The 18,601-nt window shown below is 71.0% G+C and carries 9 protein-coding genes; 7 read left to right on the top strand and 2 right to left on the bottom strand.

Features of this window, described 5'->3' with window-relative positions:
• Nucleotides 1-8 precede the first annotated feature (8 nt).
• The 6 genes from AC1DFU_RS12890 to AC1DFU_RS12865 are packed head-to-tail and all read left to right on the top strand — an operon-like array spanning nt 9 to nt 14,542.
• Nucleotides 9-4,193, top strand: coding sequence for a baseplate J/gp47 family protein (locus AC1DFU_RS12890; RefSeq protein ID WP_441593112.1), 4,185 nt, complete (start codon nt 9-11; stop codon nt 4,191-4,193).
• Nucleotides 4,183-5,001: a hypothetical protein gene (locus AC1DFU_RS12885; protein WP_092296313.1), complete on the top strand. Its 819-nt coding sequence runs from the start codon at nt 4,183-4,185 to the stop codon at nt 4,999-5,001. The genes AC1DFU_RS12890 and AC1DFU_RS12885 overlap by 11 nt, the downstream gene beginning before the upstream one ends.
• Nucleotides 4,998-7,619 (top strand): hypothetical protein, encoded by a 2,622-nt coding sequence (locus tag AC1DFU_RS12880; RefSeq protein WP_441593110.1) that lies wholly within the window; start codon nt 4,998-5,000, stop codon nt 7,617-7,619. Before AC1DFU_RS12885 ends, AC1DFU_RS12880 begins: the two co-directional genes overlap by 4 nt.
• Complete coding sequence (locus AC1DFU_RS12875) at nt 7,616-10,570, top strand: contractile injection system tape measure protein (protein ID WP_441593109.1); 2,955 nt, start codon at nt 7,616-7,618, stop codon at nt 10,568-10,570. Before AC1DFU_RS12880 ends, AC1DFU_RS12875 begins: the two co-directional genes overlap by 4 nt.
• Nucleotides 10,554-11,942, top strand: coding sequence for an ATP-binding protein (locus AC1DFU_RS12870; protein ID WP_441593107.1), 1,389 nt, complete (start codon nt 10,554-10,556; stop codon nt 11,940-11,942). Before AC1DFU_RS12875 ends, AC1DFU_RS12870 begins: the two co-directional genes overlap by 17 nt.
• Nucleotides 11,939-14,542, top strand: coding sequence for a putative Ig domain-containing protein (locus AC1DFU_RS12865; protein ID WP_441593105.1), 2,604 nt, complete (start codon nt 11,939-11,941; stop codon nt 14,540-14,542). The genes AC1DFU_RS12870 and AC1DFU_RS12865 overlap by 4 nt, the downstream gene beginning before the upstream one ends.
• 18 nt (nt 14,543-14,560) lie before the next feature.
• On the opposite strand, the gene AC1DFU_RS12860 is transcribed toward AC1DFU_RS12865, so the two are convergent.
• Entirely contained in the window at nt 14,561-15,205 is a 645-nt protein-coding gene (locus AC1DFU_RS12860) for a response regulator (protein ID WP_441593103.1), read from the bottom strand.
• Nucleotides 15,202-15,927: a sensor histidine kinase gene (locus AC1DFU_RS12855; protein ID WP_441593323.1), complete on the bottom strand. Its 726-nt coding sequence runs from the start codon at nt 15,925-15,927 to the stop codon at nt 15,202-15,204. The genes AC1DFU_RS12860 and AC1DFU_RS12855 overlap by 4 nt, the downstream gene beginning before the upstream one ends.
• 387 nt (nt 15,928-16,314) lie before the next feature.
• Between AC1DFU_RS12855 and AC1DFU_RS12850 the strand changes: the two genes are divergently transcribed.
• Entirely contained in the window at nt 16,315-18,582 is a 2,268-nt protein-coding gene (locus tag AC1DFU_RS12850; protein ID WP_441593101.1) for an eCIS core domain-containing protein, read from the top strand.
• Nucleotides 18,583-18,601: the final 19 nt, after the last annotated feature.

The raw sequence follows: 18,601 nt of genomic DNA, 5'->3' as shown, positions 1-18,601 counted from the left end.
GGCGCGGTATGTCAAACGGTACGCGTCAGGAGGACCGCCTGGCCGATGCGCTCGCATCGCACCACCTGCTGCCTGACGAGTTCGGTCTGGCGGACCGCCTGCGTCTCACCCTGGCGCAGGCGCGCGGGCTGCGCTTCGGGGCGGGCGGCGACGCCAACTGGGATACCGTGCTGCGCCAGGACGAATCCATCCTGCTGGCCGAGCTGGCATCGTTCCCGCTTGAGCGTCTGGAACGGGATTTCCTGGCCGCACTGGACAGCGAAGGCGAGGGCGCGCTGTGGGCGCGCATCTGGCAGCTGGTGCGCGCCTACGACGGCTGGTGCTGGTGGCTCGGCGGGCAGGGCGTGATCGCTCACGGCGTGGGGGACCAGCCGCCCGTGGCCGACGGCAACGGCATGGGCGATGCGCTGCGCGAGGCGCTCTACGCGCAGATCTCCCAGGGACTGGCGAGCGTGCTGCGCACCGGCATCGACGCCTTCGGCCACGGCGGCGGCACGCTGCACCCGGCCTGGGCGATGCCGGCCGGGCATGGCGCCCACGCCGACGCCCCTCTGGCCGGCACGTTGCCCGAAGACGATGCCGCCGCGCGGCGGCAGTGGCTGCGCCGTGCCTGGCTGGCCATGCGGTTGGCCATCGCGCGGCTGCAGCCGCTGGCACGCGCGCGGCTCGGGCCCAGCCTTGCCACCGGCCGGCACGAGCCCGCAATGGGCCTGCTTTTGACGGCGCTCCAGCTGTTCCAGTACAGCCGCGCGCCGCTGAACCGCTTTCCGGACCGGCTGATCGATTTCTACTACCGCGACGTGCTGCGCCTGTCCCCGCGCCCGGCGGTGCCCGAATCGGTGCACCTGCTGCTGGGCCGTGCGCCGCGTTATGCCGGGCCGGTCGATATCGACGCCGGTACGCGCTTCCTGGGCGGCAAGGACGCGCAGGGCCGCGCGCTGGCTTTCGCCGCCGATACCGCGCTGACGGTGACCGATACCGCGGTCGCCATGCTGTGCAGCCTGCGTGTGGCGCGCGACCCGAGCATTTCGCCTGAGCGGGAATTCGACTATCCCACGCGCATCCAGGTCGAAACGCTGCCGCTCCTGCCGCCCGAGGCCGCGTATGCCGAACGTGCGCCGTGGTGGCCGCTGCTGGGGGGCGCCGTGCGCGACTCGGCCGCGCAGGCGCACGACGCGCGGCTCGGCTTCGCCATTGCCTCCCCGCTGCTGCGGCTGCGCGAGGGCCAGCGCGAGATCCGCGTCCGGCTGCAGCTGTCGCATCCGGCCAGCGACGATCCGGCGCTGCAACGCGCATTGCGCACCGCGCACGCGGCGCGCACCGTCGACTGGCTCGCCGATCTGTTCCAGCGCTACGCGGCGCGGGAGCGCCAGCAGTTTCCGCCACGCCCACGTCCACGCGCAACGCCGGCCCCCGCGCCCGCTGAATCGTCCGAGCCCGCCACGCTGGCCCAGGAAGCCTGGGCGCGCTCGCCGGATTTCGGGTCCGACGTGCAACTGGCCTACCTGCTCGCGGCCTGCCTGGCCTGCGCCGACGCCGAGCGGTTCGCGGAACGGCTGGGGCGGCTGTTCGCGGCCTGGCTCGTGGCAGGCGAGGAAGACCTGCGCGCCGCCGATCTCACCGCACTGCGCGCGCACGCCGCCAGGCTCGATCCGTCACGCGCGGGGCGCCGCGTGGAGATCGACGATCCGCTGATCCTGATCCACCCACCGCGCGACGCCGCGCAGGCCGGCGCGCTGCCGGACCGCGCGCTGATCTTCGAGCGGGTGTTCGCCGATGTCTGGCACGTCCAGTTGAGCGTGCCCACGGGTTGGCTGCGCATCGACACGGTCTTCACACGCCGGCGGCCCGGCAGCGGCGACCATGCCGGCGGGGCCATCGAACTGACGCTGCGGCTCGGCCCCGAGCAGCCCCCGGTGGTGCCGTGCCAGCCCGCCAGTCATGGCGCGCCGTGGCCGGCGCAAGCCGTGCTGCAGTGCATGCTGCGCACGCAGAGCCGGCTCTTTGCGCACGGCCTGCTGGCGCAGTACGCGGTCCACGATATGCGCCTCAGCGTGAGCGTGCAGGACATGCGCGACGTGGTGCTTTACAACCAGCTTGGGCGCCTCGACCCCTCCAAACCGTTCCTGCCGTTCGGCCCGACGCCTGCCGTCGGCAGCCATCTGGTCCTGGGCAGCGCCGAGTTGGCCTGCAAGCCGCTACAGGCGCTGCAGGTCGACCTGAAATGGTCGGGCCTGCCCACCGCGCCGGGCGGCTTTCCCGAGCAATACGCAGGCTATCCCGGCGACTGGTCGGCCAGTGACTTCGGTGTCGGCGCGCAGGTGCTGACCGATGGGCAATGGCGCGGTGCGGATACTGCGGTGCTGTCGCTGTTCAGCACGCACGACGGCGATGGCCGCGGCGAGCGCCTGGTGCCCGGCCACCGGCTGGTGTTCCCGAGCACGGTGCTGCGCCGGTTCCAGCGCGCGGCCGCACCGGTCGCCCCGGGCCAGCCGTTCCAGTATGGCCTCGGCACGCGCGCCGGTTTCTTCCGATTCGATCTGAGCCAGCCCGCCGGCGCGTTTGGCCACGCGGCCTATCCGGCGCTCCTCGGCGCAGCGCTCACCCGCAATGCGCGGCGCAAGCGCGCCGGTCCGCTCCCGCGCGAACCCTACACGCCGGTGCTGGAAAGCCTGTCCCTGCGCTACCAGGCCAGCCAGGACATCGACCTCGTCGGGGAGCCGAACGGCGGCCATGTCGATGGGCTGGTGCAGGCGGCCTATCACCTGCATCCGTTCGGCGTTTCGCCGATGGCGCGAGCTGGCGGCCAGCCGCCCGCGCTGCTGCCGCGCTTCCCCCATGACGGCAATCTCTACATCGGCCTGTCCGGCGGCAATCCACAGGGGGCGCTGAGCCTGTTCTTCCACCTGCGCAGGGAGGCAGCGGCCGGGCGCTGGGCCGATGCCGAGCCAGCCTTGCATTGGGCGGCGTGGCGGGACGGTGGCTGGCAGCCGCTGCCGGCGCACGCGCTGGTCAGCGACGGCACGCAGGGCATGCTGCGCCCGGGCATCGTCCGGCTCAACCTGCCGGCCGGCATGGCGACGGACTGCCTGGCTGTGTCGCGTCCCGCCGGCCAGGCGTACTGGCTGCGGCTCAGTGCCGATTGGGGCTTCCTGCGGCTGGCGGGTCTCCATGGCGTGCACGCCCACGCCGTGCACGCCACGCGCTGTGTCCCGGCCGATGCCGGCATCGCCCCGGACGCGGTGCAGGTAGCCTTGCCGCCGGGCAGCATCGACCGCCCCGAGCGCAGCGTGCCGGGTCTCGGCGCGGTGGTGCAGGTCGGCCCGTCCGAGGGCTGGCGCGCCGCCGATCGCCCTGAGGCGGTGCGCCAGCGCGGTGCCGAGCGGTTGCGCCACAAGGCGCGCGCGGTCACGCGTTGGGACTACGAGCGGCTGGTGCTCGATGCCTTCCCGGCGGTGTGGAAGGCCAAGTGCTTCCCCCACCACGAGGTAACGATCGACGACGACACGGCGGCCAACCGCAGTACGCGCCATCGCCACCTTGCCAACCATCCCGGGCAGGTGCTGGTCGTGGTGGTGCCGCATCCGCATTCGGGCGACCTGTTTCGCAGCACCGAAGCCCCGCGCTTCGACGCCGCCGTGCTCGACGCCATGCAGCGCCACCTTCAGTCGTGTGCGCCGCCCGGCGCGGCCGTGCGGGTGCGCAACGCTGCCTACGAGCGCGCGCAGCTGCGCTGCATCGTGCAGCTGCGCGCCGACGCCCACCCCGGCGCGGCGGTGCGCCAATTGAACCGGGCGATCGTCGAATACCTGTCGCCGTGGCATGCGGATGGGCTCGGCGCGGAGTTCGACTGGAGCGTGCGCGCGGAGGCCGTGGAAGCGTTCCTGCGCGGCCAGCCCGGCGTGGCCGCCGTGGGCCGTGTGTCGATGCTCCATATCGTGCGCAACGACAGCCAGTTCAACGCGCTGCGCGACACCGCCACGCACGTGACCCACGGCGAGGCGCGCACGCTGCGCCCGGCGCAGCCGTGGAGCCTGCTGCTGCCCACGCGGCGTCACCTGATCGAGTTGCGCGACGAGGTCGGCCCGCTGGTGCCGCAGCGCACCGGCATCGCCCGGCTCGAGGTGGGCAATACCTTCATCGTGGGCCGTTCGCTGCCGACGTCTTCCGCGCAGGAGCGAGATGACCAGTAGGAACCGAGAATCCCTCAAACGCTATTTCCGCGAAGGCGCGCTGCCTGACGAGGACCATTTCGCCGATCTGATCGACTCGATGCTCAACATGAGCGACGAGGGCTTCCGCAAGACGGTGGAACATGGTTTCGAGGTCTATTCGCCGGTTGGTCACGATGCGTTGATCAGCTTCTTTCGCGACCAGGACCCCGAGCGGCCCGCTTGGCGCATCGGCTTCGGCGGTGAGCGCGACGCGCTGCTGGTGCAGGGCCGCGCGGCCGGTGCCGGTGAAGGGGAGGGCAAGGAGGAGGGCGAGGTGGGGCCGGCGCTGCTGTGCCTGGACCAGGCGCGGCGTATCGGCATCGGCACGGAGCAGCCTGCGGCCACGCTGGACGTGGCCGGAGCGGTGCGCAGCCGGGGGCGCCAGGGCGCGTTCGGGCGCACGCATGCGACCCCGCTGCGCGCCGACGGCACGTGGCAAGACCTGACCGACGACCTGGAGGGCTGTCAGGCGTTCGAGGTCATGGCCGGCGCGGGGCTGCGCGGCAAGGGCCGCTTCGGGATGGTCCACGCCATCGCCGTCAACACCTACAACCCCACGCTCGGACTGTTCGACTTCCTGAACCGCAAGCGCGGCATCCGCTGCACGCACGGCTACTACAGCCGCCGCTGCGACAAGCTCGAATTGCGCTGGACCGGCACCAGCGGGCGCAATGCCACGTACCGGTTGCAGATCCGCACCGGCTGCGATTTCGGGCCGGACGTGCAGATCCAGGCGCAGCTGACCCAGCTCTGGTTCGATCCGCACATGAGCGGAGGCCAGCCGTGAGCCGAACCAACCCCGCACCCATGACCGGGCCGATGTCGGGTCCGGGCGCTTCCACCGATCCGCCGCCACGCGGCACCGTGTTGCCACCTGGCGCAGTGGATGCCGACGCGCTCGGTACGGCCGCCATCGCACGGCTGTACGGCGACGCGCCGTTCAGCTATCCCGACCTGCGCGCGCGGGGCATTGCGCTCTCGCAGGCGGCCAGCGGCCAGCTCTGGACCGACTACAACCTCCACGACCCCGGCGTCACGCTGCTCGAGTCGCTGTGCTACGCGATGACCGAAGGCGTATTCGCCGCGGACGCCGACGTGGCCGACCTGCTGACCGCGCCCGATGGCCGCATCCATTACCGCCGCCACGCGCTCCACGGCGCGGAGGAAGCGTTGCCGTGCCGGCCGACCACCGAAGCCGACTGGCTGCGCTACCTGCTGGACCGCGTGCCGGCGGTACGCCAGTTGCGCCTGCGCATGCCCGCAGCGGACGGGCGATGGCAGATGGCGCTGCGCGTGGCTGATGGCGACGGCGAGGCCGCCGCGCGCGACACCGTGCGCGCCTACCTGGCCCAGCGCAACCTGGCCGAGGATCTCGATGGCGCACCCGGCATCCTGCGCCCGCGCTGGTGCGCGCTGGAGATCCGTCTCAGCGTGGAAGGCCCGCGCGAGCTTGGCGACATCCTCGTCGAACTGGTGCGCCGCTGTGCCGACATCGTCGGTGCCGCGCCGCCGCGCCAGCCAGTGCAGGCCCGCCTCGCCCAGCGCGACGCCCAGGGCCGCGTGCTGCCCACCGACGAACTGTTCGACGGCCCCGCCGTGCAGTGCGGCTGGATGGCCACGGAAGACCTTCGGCACGATCCGGCCAACCGGCTTTACTTCAGCGACCTCGCACGCGCACTCCGCGAGATCGACGGCGTGGCCGACATCAGCACGCTACGGCTCGTGCCACTCGACGCCCCGGCCACGGACGTTACCCATGACGAGGCCGGCGACAGCCTGCCGTGGCAGGGCCCGGACTGGGCGCTGCAATTGCGCTGGCCGGAAGATGCCGATGCGCTGGCACGCTGGGAAGTCAGCCGGCGCGGCAGCCGGCTCCATCTGGATACCCATGCCCTGCTGGTACGGCTGGCCGATGCTCGGCAGGCTGCGCGCGTCGCCCTGACAGCGCCACGTACGGCGCCGTATGCAGGCCAGTTGCTGCGGCGGCCCACCGGACACTACCTGCCCGATGCCCCCTACCTGTCGAGCTGGCAGCACTTGCCACCGCTCTATCGGGAGGCTCACCTCGCGCCGAAGGCCGACCCGGTACGGCAGGCCCAGTTCGGCGCCTATCTTGCCCTGCTCGAACAATGGCTGGCGCACGGCAGCGCGCAGACCCAGCGCCTGCGGGCACTGTTCAGCGTGGCACGCGCGTCGGCCGACAGCTACTGGTGGACGCCGCTGGACGCCACGCACATCCCCGGCCTGGCCGGGGTGCCGGCCGACACGCCGGCGGCCGTGCAGGCGGCGCTCGGCCAGGAAGACGACGCACCCGAGCGACGCAGTCGCGTGCTGGACCTGATGCTGGCGCTGCACGGCGAATCGTGCGACCAGCACAGCATCCAGCGATTCGGCGTGTACTACGATAGCGCCGCCTGGCAGGCCCATCTGCTGACTTGCAAGCGGCGCTTCGTTCAGCGGATCGTGCGCCATACGCGGGACCGCGCCGGCGGTTTCGACTACAGCCGCCCCTCACTGGGGCGGCGGGGCAATACCGCGCCGCTGCAGGAGCGCGTGGGGCTGCTGCTCGGCTTCGCCGAGACGCACAGCCGGCGCCTCGCGGGCGTGCTGGCGCGCCACGGGCTGGCCCTCGACGAACGCCCGCCGCACGTCGCCCAGCCGCCCATCGCCCCCGCCACCCGCCCGACACCCCAGGCGGGCGCGCCCGACCACCCCGAGCTGCTGGTGATGTACCCGCCGGCACGCGCGCGGCTTGTCGCGCATTACGAGGAAGACCTGGCCGAGCGCCAGGTGCACGAACGGCTGGCTTTTCACTTCCCGCAACTGGCGCCGCAGGCGCTGCCGGCAGCACTGTTCCGCTGCGCAGTTCATGCCGGGCGTTATCACCGCGTGGAAGGGGCATCGGGGCCGGAACTGTGGTTGGGGCCGGACGAAGCGGGCCATTGGTGGCCGCTGCCGGTGCGCGACGGACCCGGCGGCGTGCTGGCACCCGCGCTCTACCTGCATGAGCTGGCCTGCCGCGTGCAGCGCGAGGCGGAAGGTCTTCATCTGGTCGAACACATCCTGCTGCGCCCGCTGGGGCAGGGTGGCGGCCAGCCGGACGTGCCCGAAACCTTCTACGCCCACCGGATCAGCGTGGTGCTGCCGGGATGGACCGCACGCGGCGCGGACCGGAGCTTTCGCGATCTCGCAACGGAGACCATCGGTCTCGGCTGTCCGGCGCATGTCAAGCCGGACGTCCATTGGCTCGACACCACCGCGCTGGCCGCCTTCGAGCGGGAGTTCGCGGCATGGCTGGATGCCCGCATGGCCCACGCCCGCGACAGCGCCGCCGTGGCGCGGCTCGACGCCTGCGCCGCGCGGCTGCGGCGGCGGCTGGCCGCCCTGGCGGGAGACCAGCCATGAGGCAGGCGCATGCGATCGAGACGCTGACCTGGCACGCGCTGGGCTCCGACGACCGCGAGGCAGCGCGCGCCCATCAGGCCCGCCTCAGCGCGTTCCTGAACGGGCCCGGGCGGGCGACGATTGCCCGTGTGTTTTCGCGCCTCTCCGTGCCGGGCGAGGTGTGGCAAATTGAGCGGCTCGAAATCGACACCGGCCCGATGCCAGCGGATGGCAGCTTCGGCCAGTGGTCAGCCATTCTCGAGCGCCAGCTGGCCGACGCGCTGCATCACACACTGCATAACGCGCGTCACGGCCAGCGCGGAGGGGGCATGCGTGCGGACGCCGCCGCGCTGGCCGGCATGGCGCCAAGGCCGGCGGACCACCAGCGGCTGGAGCACTTCCTCTTCTATCTGCGCCACGGACACCTGCCGTGGTCTCGCAGTGCGATGGCGGGGCGTGGGTTGTCGGCGTGGCTGGCCACGCTGGCACGGCGCACGGGGCCGCGCCTGTGGTCGTTGCTGCGCGCGCTGCGCCCCGCGGACTACGTGCTCGCGCGCCTGAGCCAGATCACGCCGTACCAGGGGTTGCAGGCGCTGGTGGCGATTCGCCATCGGGAACTGGCCGAGAGCCTCGACATGCTGGACGCGCAGATCCTCGCGCCGCTCCAGGCGCGCGGTCGCCTCAGCGCCTATCAGGTGCAGCAGCTGCAGCAGGCGTGGCGGGTGGCGGCGTTCCGCACGCTGTGGGACCGGCACGCCGGGCACCTTGGCGCAGATGGCATCCAGCGCTTGCGGCGCGAGCTTGGCGCCGCGCTGGCGCGGCAACTGGGGCAGGGCGGACTGGGCGCGTGGCGGCCCGCACGCCGGCAACCCCCGGGCCGCGCCAACGATGCCGCGCTCGCCCCCCTGCTGTTTGCTGGCGTCATCGACACCGTGGCTCCCGGCGCGATGCTGGCCCCGGTGCCTGCGCGCCTCGCCCCAGGCATGCCGGGGGGCGCGCCCGAGCACGCGCGGCGACCGCTGGATGCCGCGCTGGAACGGCTTGGCACCGCACTGGACGGTAGCGTGCCACTGGACGGCGCGGCGCTGGAGGTGCTGCTGCAGGATCTGTATCGACGCGAACCCGACGTGCTGCGGGCCCGGCTGCGTGGGCTGGTGCTGCGGGACGGGCAGGCCGAACAGTGGCTGGCGCGGCACGGCGCGCCGCTGACTGGCCGTGTGTTGCGGGCGCTCGCACCGCGCGACGACGCGGCGCGCGGCGCGAGCCTCGGCGTGCACTGGGCCGAGTCGCTGCGGCAGTTTGCGCTGGCCGCGCTGGCCCGCCCGGCCGGCGTGGGCCGCGCCGCGCGACCCGGGGGCGTCTCGGCGCTGCAAGCGTGGCTCGCGGCGTACAGCCTGCGGCAACTGGCGCTGGGCGAGCGCGCACCGACCGACCAGCGTGGCTGGGAACGGCTGTGGCTGCGCGCGCTGCGGGCATGGCAGCCTGACCATCGCCCGTCGCGCCGCCCGGCGGCTTCAGTGGCTTCAGCGGCTGCAGCGGTTTCATCGGCGCCCATCCAGGCCGTTCCAGGCCCTCAGGCTGTCCAGGCCATGCAGGGATCGACGGCAAGGCCGGCGACGTATGCGCCACAGACGCCTCGTGCGTTGGCCGGCCGGCTCGACTGGGACGCGATTCACCGCATCGCTTCCCGCACACTGCGGATTGCCCATCTGCTCGCCTTGCCGCAGCGTCCCGCCGCGCGGCGGGACTGGATGGTGCGGCGGCAGGCGACGCGCTGGTTGGCCGATCCCGCGCTGTGTGCCGACTGGATTGCGGTGACGCGGCCCACCCAGCGCTGGGCGCTGTTGGGCGTGCTGTTCCCGCGCGAGCTTGGCACGTTGCGCGAGGCCAGCGCCGCGCTGGCGCAGACCGCGGCGCTGCTGGGTCCCGACCTCTCGGCAGCGGCGCGGGCGCGCAGCCACTGGCGCTTTCTCGCACACCATGTGCTGGTGGAGCAGCGGCCGATCACGGCGGCATCGCTCGCGCGGCGCCATGCCTTGTACCTGTATCGCGAGCAGGGCCACGGCGCAGGGGCGCTTGGCCAGTGGCTGCGGCGTGTGGCGCAGGCCAGTGCCCGGCCGGAGGCGCCCGAAGCCACGCCCCCGCTTGCGCCGCCGGTGAAGCTGGCGAAGCTGGGGCAGTGGGGTCGGCTGGGGCGCTGGTGGCGGCGTGGGCATGCAGCCCCGGCGTCCTTGCCGGCGCCAGTCCTGTCTGCAGGCGCCATCCGTGCCTTGCACGCTGCACCCACCGAAACCGAGCAATGGGAAGCCCGCCAGCCACTGGACTGGCCGCTTCCGCCATCGACAAGGAATTCACCCGTGGCCGACCGCCCAACCCCTCCGGCGCCGGCGCGCCCCGAAGCCGCCGTACTGGCCGAACTCGCCGCGCTGGAAGCCGCCATCGCAACGGGCACGCATTACGTGTCCGATGCCGGGCTCGTGTTGCTGGCCAACTATAGCCAGCAACTGTTCCGCATGCTGGACCTGCTCGACGGTCCGCGCCTGCGCGATGCGCGGGCGGCATCGAAGGCGGTGCGCTGTCTGGCGTGGCTGGCGCACGGTCACGACGACGCCAGCGAGCCCGAGTGCATCCTGCCGAAGCTGCTTTGCGGCATGCCGCTCGGCGAGCCGCTGTCCGCGCCTGCGGAAGGCCCGACCTGGCTCGACACGGAGACGCGCGCGGTACTCGACAGCCTGCTGGGCGCGGTGATCGCCCACTGGAAGACGATCGGCCAGACCTCCCCGGATGGCCTGCGCGAGACGTTCCTGCGCCGCGAAGGCCGGTTGGTGCGCGAGGAAGCCGCCGCCGGCACGCACTGGCGCCTGGTGGTACGGCCTGCGCCGTTCGACATGCTGCTGGACCGCCTGCCGTGGTCGTACGCCACCATCAAGCTGCCCTGGATGCAGGAGGCGCTGTATGTCGACTGGCGCTGAGGTGGACATCGTCCTGCACGCCGAGGCGTTGCGGCGCGAACTGGACTGGCTTGTCGCCGCGCTCGATGCCCGCTTCCGGCAGCATTTCGCGCAGCCGGCCGGGGCGTCTCCCGCAACGCATGGCGACGCAACCGAGGTGGCGCCGGACGTGCCGCCGCCGCCCGCGCTGCCCGCCGGCAGCGCGTTGTCCGTCATCGTGACGCAGCACGGGCTCGCGGCCCACGAGCGGCTGGTGCTGGCGCTGGCGCTGGCACCGCACCTGCGGCCCTCTGCGCTCGACCTGTTTTTCGTCAAGAACCGCGATTTCGACCGGGGCTTCACTGAATTCGGCGGCAGTCGGGCGCAGCACCACGGCGGCTTCCTGCCGAGCGGGGAAACGGCCATCTTCCTGCTGGCTGGCGAGGACCTGGCCGCCCGGATCGCCGCGCTGGCCCTGTTCGACCCCGATCATGCGTTTGCGCAAGCAGGCCTGCTGCAGCTCGATGGGGAGATCGGTGGCGAACCGCAGTTGAGCGGCGCGCTGCGCGTCAGCGCCGAGACGCTCCAGCGCCTGCAGACCGGCGTCTGGCACAAACCCGACTACAACGCGCAGTTTCCGGCGCGGCGCATCGCCACGGCGCTGGCGTGGGACGACCTCGTGCTCGCGCCGGACGTGATGGACGAGATCGAGATCGTGCGCACCTGGCTGCGCGACGGCCCGGCCCTGATGGAGACCTGGGGCCTTGCCAGGACCGTCAAACCCGGCTACCGCTGCCTGTTCTACGGCCCACCCGGCACCGGCAAGACGCTGACCGCCACGCTGCTGGGGCAGGACGCGGGCGTGGACGTGTACCGGATCGACCTGTCGATGGTGGTCTCCAAGTACATCGGCGAAACCGAGAAGAACCTTGCGCGCGTGTTCGACCAGGCGCAGAGCCGGCGCTGGGTGCTGTTCTTCGACGAGGCGGACGCGCTGTTCGGCAAGCGCTCTGCCACGCAGAGCAGCAACGACCGCCACGCGAACCAGGAGGTGGCCTACCTGCTCCAGCGCGTGGAGGACTTCCCGGGCACAGTGATCCTGGCCACCAATTTGCGCGGGAACCTCGACGAGGCCTTCTCGCGCCGCTTTCAGTCGATGATCTATTTCCCGATGCCTGATGCAACCCAGCGGCTGCGGCTGTGGCGCAGCCTGATCCGCGAGCCGGGGCGGCTTGCGGCCGATATCGATTTGCCGGAGCTGGCCGAGCGGCATGAGCTGTCTGGCGGGGCCATGGTCAACGTGCTGCGCTTCGCCGCCTTGCAGGCCCATCGGGAGGGCGCGGTGCAGATTGGGGCCGGGCATCTGTTGCACGGCATCGCGCGCGAGCTGCGCAAGGAAGGGAGGACACCATGAGGCCAGCGCGGCGGGGTCTTGCAGCGGCGCTATTCGCGGCCGGGCTCGGGTTGCTCTGGCCTGCCCCGGCGGCAACGCCGGGGCAGGCATCGGCCGGGGTGGCCCCGCCTGCCCCGGCTTCCGTGCCGGCTTCGGCTGCCGTGGCGGTGCCGGCGTCCGCGCCGGCCGGTGCGCCGCTGGCGGTGGTGACGGTGGTCGCCTCGGCGCCGGCTGCGCTGTCGTGCGCGGTGGCGCCGGGCCAGCCCGTGCCCGATCAGTGCATTGCCGATGCCGACCCGCTGTCGTTCGAAAAGACGGCTGTGACCACGCTGCCGGCGGCGGTAGAGAACCTGCCGTATACGTACCGCTTCCGCGCCACGGGTGGCGAGCCGCCCTACGTGTTCCGCGCGGCTGACAACGGCTTGCCGGAGGGCTTGGCGCTCGATGCGGCCGGTAACGTGCAGGGTGCCACGGCGAGACGCGGCCGGCACACCTTCCTGGTCGAACTGCGCGACCGCTGGGGACAAGGCGTGCGCCAGCGCTTTGCGCTGAACGTGGTCGGGCCGCGCGCGCCGTCGCCGGCACGGCCGGCTTCCACGCCCGCCGCCGATCCGCCGATCCAGACCGTGCCGATCGCGGCCACGCAAACCCCGCTGCGTGGGCGCACGCTGATCGATACGTGGCTGCTGACCGAGGCTGTGCTCGGCAAGATCGCCCCGCCCGCGGCACCGCCGGCGCCGGAGGGCGAGGCCGATGGCGAGGGGGCGGGCCCATCGACGCCCCCGACGCCCCCGGCGCCCCCGGCACCACCGGCGCCAGACCCAGATGGCCTCGACGAACTGAGCGAGGCCGGCGCCAGCCAACTGGCCACACTGTTGCAGCCGTTGGTCAATGTGGAATACCCGACGCGCGCGCTGTTCACCGCGGCCCTCGATGCGCGTGTCTGCACCTACGCGGCGGAGCTGACCGCCAAGGTCGCGCTCGATACCGGCAAGGCCGCCCCCGGTGCCGCGCAGTGGCGCGAGCGCTGCCTCACGGCATGGCAGGGCCCGCCGCCGAAGACGCCGCCCCAACTGGCCGAGACGCCGGTCAAGTGGCAGGACCTGCCGGCTACGCTGCTGCCGCCGCGCGTACGCGCCTGGCTGGTCGAGCAGGCCATGACCAGCCACGATGCCGCCAAGGCCGTGGCACCGGGCTGGTCAGGCACCGGCTGCAACTGCTTCGTGTCCGAGTCCACCGGCAAGGTCTATGGCATGGTGCCGAACTGGAGCGACCCGAAGACCGGGCCAAAGACCGACTTCGGGCTCTATGACCGGCTGGTCGGCTATGCGCAGCCGTTCGACGAGGACGGCAACGTCACGCCCCTCGCGCCCGATGCGGCGCAGATCGACTTCCTGCGTGCGATCCACCGTTATGGCAGCAAGCTGGACGTGACGCTCTATCGCAAGGACTGGCAGTTTCTGCTGCGCCTGCCCGAGACACAGCGGCGGCGCGTGGCCGAGGAGGCCGCACGGCAGGCGCTGCGGCTGATCGACACGCCGCTCCGGCGGCTGGACACCCGCTGGGAGGACCGCGTTCCCGGGCTGGCTGGCGAGAGCCATGTCGGCGACGGCATCACGCTGTTCCTCGACCAACCGCCGTTGCCCGGCGATGCACGCTACGCCGCGTTCGACGACTTCCGCAACCGTCTGGTGCACGCGCTGATTGCCGAGATGCGCCAGCGCCACCGCCACTACACGCTGAACCTGATGGTCCAGGCGGCGGACCTCGTGCCTGCGCTGCGCAACGGCGACGAGCCGGCCACTGCTACGGCGCCCAAGCCGTCCAATCCGCCCACGCCCGCCGCACGGGGCAGGGCGCCTCCGCCGCCGGCGCCGCCGGCTGACCCTCCCTCTGCTACCTGGACCTTCGACGGGCTGCTCGACTATCTGGTGCGCGCCGAGGATCCGCCGTTCCAGGATGGTCGCATCGCCGTGGGCGCGGGTGGCTATCGATCCCACACCAATGTCACCGTGCGTTACCTGGTGGCGCTGCCGGAGCCGACCACGCTGAGCAAGAAGACGCTGCGCGAGGCCGTGGAGAGCACGCCGGCGCTGGCCGGCACCAACCGGGCAATCCTGATGCGGCGCATCCTGCCGCTGGTGTCGGTGGGCAGCAGCCAGGCGCAGCAGATGAGCGACGACATGGCTTACTTCAACGACAACTTCGGCGGGGTGGCGCTGTGGCCGCAGCCGGTGGCCGATGCCACGTTCACCCACCTGGTGGAAACCACCTTGCGTGGCACCATCCTGGCGGGCGAGACGCGCGAGGGCGCGCTGTGCAATCTGGTCTGCGACTGGCGCTGGGCGCTGCGCGCGGCGTTCTGGCTGCTGCTCGGCATCGTGGCCGTGTCGTTGGCCGCGTTGCTCCTCTCGTGCCGCGTGCGCGCGCTGGGCCGGCCGTACCAGCTTTATGTCGTGGTGGCGGGCATTGTGCCGCTGGTGATCGGCGGGCTGCTGTTGCGCTGCGATCCCGACCTCGCTTCCGCGAACTTCAGCAACCAGCTGCTTTTCGCGGTACTGGCGGTGGTGATCGTCGCGCTGCTGGTGCCGCTGCTCAAGCCCAAAGTGCAGAGGCCCTGAGCCATGGCGAAGCGCTTGCTACTGGCTCAGGCCCTCGCGCATCGCGTAGCGCGTCAGCTCGGCGATGCTGCGGATGCCGAGCTTGCGGAAGGTGTTCTCGCGATGGCTGGCGATGGTTTTGTCGCTGAGAAACAGCAGGCGGGCGATCGACTTGGTGCTGTGCCCCTCGGCAAACAGCTGCGCGATCTGGCGCTCGCGCGCGGTCAGCTGCGGCAGCCGCAGCGGCACCTCCACGGCGGCGGGGCTGCGCGCGGCGTGGAGCACGCCGCCGATCAGCTCGCCGCTCAGGTAGACCTGGTTAGCCATCACGCGGCGCACGGCGCGGGCCAGTTCGTCGTAGGAGTTTTCCTTCAGCACATAGCCCGATGCGCCGGCGTCGAGCGCCGCGATGACTTCCTGGTGCTGGTTGTTGACGGACAGGCACAGCATCTTGCACGGCATGGACTCGGCGGCCAGCCGGCGGATGGCCTCCATGCCGTTCATGATCGGCATGCCGATGTCGAGGATCGCCACGTCCGGCCGGACCGAGCGCACCAGGTGAAGCAACTCGATGCCGTTGCGGGCCTGGGCCAGCACTTCCATGTCGGCTTCACGCTGCAGCAGTGCGATCAGGCCCTCGCGGATCATCGCGTGGTCGTCGGCGACCACGATGCGGATGGTCATGGCGCGCCCGCGCCCGGCCAGCGGACGCGCGCGCGCACGCCCCGGCCTGGCGCAGTCTCGAGAGCGAGTTCCGCCCCGACCTGGCGCAGCGCGCCCGGCAGCCCGCGCAAGCCGCAGTGGCCGCGCGCGGGCTGGTGGAGCAGGGCGGCGTCGAAGCCGGGGCCGTCATCGGCGATCGTAATGTCGATGGCGCCATCGACCCCGCGCAGGGCCAGCGCCACGCGCGCCCCCGACGCATGCTTGCCGGCGTTGGCGAGCAGCTCGCGTATCGCGCGCAACAGCACACGTGCCACCGCCGCTGGCGGATCGGCGGGCAGCGGCGCCGCATCGACATCGATATGGATACCCTGCCGGCTCTGCTGCCGCGCGGCCTCTACGATCCGCGCGCATTGCACCGGAAACGCGCATGGGGGCTCCGGGGCTGCCGGCGTGGCCGCATCGAGCAGGCCGGCAATCACGTCGCGCGTGGTGCGCAGTGCGTCCTTGACGAGTTGGCGGCCGTGGCGCAGCGCCGCGTCGCGCGGGTCGCTGCTCGTGCTTGCGGCAGCGGCGGCGGCTCCCTGGGTGGCCGTGTCGATCTGGATCAGCGCGAACGAGAGGCGTTGCGCAAGGTCGTCGTGCAATGTCTGGGCCAGGGCCGCGCGGGCGGCGGGGTCAAGCGCGGTATGGCTGCCCCGATGGTAAGAGACGGCACGCAAATCGTCGAAGTGCGATGCCGGCACAGGCAATGAACCACTCATCATTCGTCCGAATTCCCGAAAAGACTCAACAGCTCTCCGGCAATGCCTTTGCATTGGACGCATGGTTGCGGCGCCGTCAGCCGGGATTTTGGCCGGCCTCGTACAGGATGGAACCTGGGGGCCGACGCGTATCGGACAGTACTATAGATCGCGTACCCGCTGCGCATCCTGCGGAAAAAACGCGTAAAACAACGAGCGATTTCTTCTTGTTTAATCGAGATGTAAGCGGCGTTTAATCCCGTATCGCGCCGCGATAGCGGGGCGCTTAGTCCCTGGCGCCTCCGACCACTTCATGTGACATCGTCGCGTGACATTCGATTGACTAGTATTGGATCCACCCTCAAGTAGACGGAAGAAGACGGACCTGCCATGCGCCTGAAAGTGGAAAAGCCCCATCGCCCCGAAGCCAGCCACGCATCGCCGCGCGCGCGACGGGAGCCTGAGAACGCCCACGACGCCATGCACGACGGGCGCCTGCAGGCGCCCGTCCAGCGGCAGGCCCAGGACCTCGCCAGCCATGGCGAGCGCGCTAACGCGCTGCGGGACCGGCAGGCGATGGCCGATGCGCGGTCCGATGGCCTGCCGGCACAGCTGAAGTCGGGGATCGAAGCGCTCTCGGGCATGTCAATGGACCACGTGAAGGTTCATTACAACTCGCCAGCGCCGGCGCGCGCGCAGGCCTTGGCTTATGCCCAGGGCCACGACATTCATCTGGCGGCTGGTCAGGCGCATCACTTGCCCCACGAGGCGTGGCACGTCGTGCAACAGGCACAAGGCCGCGTGCAGCCCACGCGCCAGCTCAAGGCGGGAATTCCCGTCAATGATGACGAAGCTCTCGAGCGGGAGGCTGACCGGATGGGCAGCCTGGCGCTGGCAGGGGGGCAGGGCACGGCAGCGCCCCGGTCTGGCGTGGCGGCCGCGCACGGGGCAATCCAGCGAAAGCCCGACGCGTATGGCGACGTCGAGCATGCGACAAAGAAGGCCGGCAAGCAGGCGGAGGGCCATCCCGAGGCGCCGCTCGATGCCTCGCTCAAGTTCCAGCGTTTCCGCAAGCTGAACCGCCTTGCCGGCGCGCTCTACCAGAACCAGGCGGTGCCCCATATCGACCCGGTGGTGACGGGGCTGAAGACCTTCCTGGTGACCGTCGATACCGATCTCGGCCTCACCGAGGCGACCGTGCCTGCCGATGACGGCATTCACCGCGACAGCGTCAGCGCACTCCAGGAGGCCGTGAAACCGGACACCGCCCTCACGTCGCAGGACTACGAGGCGTACAGTTTGCTCGGGCCGCTCGATTTCTGGCTCGAGAACCAGCACAGCTCGGACGATGTCCAGCTTGAACTGCGCAAGCTGCGCCTGAGAATGGCCGAGCGCCCCGGCGTCAGCATCGTCGCGCATCGCGGCCATGGTCCCACCAACCGCACGCGCGGCGGGCTGATCCGCCAGACCGATCTGCGCCGCACCGGCAACCCCGCGGAAAACTCGAAGTCGGCGTTCGACGCGGCCTATGCCCAGACCACGCGCACCCCCACGGCACCGTCGCTGGACGGTATCGAGTGCGATGTCTTCCTGTCGCAGGACGATGTGCCGATCCTCAGCCACGAAGGCAACATCAAGGAACAGCTCTCTGACGCGCAAAAATTGGTGCACCACGCACTGGTTGGCGACAACACGCATATCGAGGACCTGACCGCTGCCCAGCTGACCGGCATCCAGCGCACCGCCAGTGCCGACAGCGCATTCCTGACATTGAGGGGCTTCCTCGACGGCACGCTTGGCGTCGCGCAGTCTTACTTCACGGCCAGTGGCAAGCCGCTGCGGGTGGAAATCGAAATGAAGGGGCACCAGGCCGACGAGAAGATCACGGCGGCAACCAACCTGATCACGGGGCCGAATGCGAAGCAGCGCAAAAAGGATGAGAAGACGCGGCTGGAGGCCGAATACAGCGGCAAGCTGGAGGGTGCGGTCGCCAAGGCCATCAGCCAGTTCAAGAAGGCGCATCCCGAGCCCTGGTGGGAAATTATCCTGTTCAACAATTCGCCCGATGCGGCGAAACGCTTCGACGACCTTCGCAAGAAAAAGCCGCACCTGGGCCAGATCTACACCGGACTCGGCTCGAACAACACCGTCCATGGTGCCGACGCCCGGGTGGACGAACTGCGCATGGCGGCATCGGGCGAAAACCTGGCGCTCATGAAGGGCAACAAGAACTTCATCGTGACCTATGTGCCCGGGGCGGAACGCGCGGCGGAAACCCCCGACGCGCCTCTGGGCGACCTTGATTTCGCGCCCACCCAGAAGCCCGAGTATGTGGACCGGGTCAACAACGAGATGCGAGACACCACGGGGGCCCAGTCGACCATCATCTATCGGATTCTGGCCGAGACGGCCGGCGCGAAGAACGTGCACCTGCTCACGGACATGCCCCGCAACGCCGGATACTACAAGGGCATGCAGGCGCTGGCGGCGGACCTGAACGGCAAGGCGCCGAGTGCGATGCATATCGCCTGGAACGGGCTGCGGGAGGACCAGAAAACGGCCGTGCGGACGCTGGTGCTGGTCTCCCCGGAGACCTATCCGGAGGCCTACCGGCGGATCTTCCACCACCAGCGGCGACGCGGAAAGCGGGGGCTGTGACAGGGCGCCACCGCTGGCG

The sequence above is a fragment of the Cupriavidus sp. 10L45 genome (genome assembly GCF_056395225.1).
Note: the sequence above shows the minus strand (reverse complement) of the source record. Positions and strands in the feature narration are given on the sequence as shown.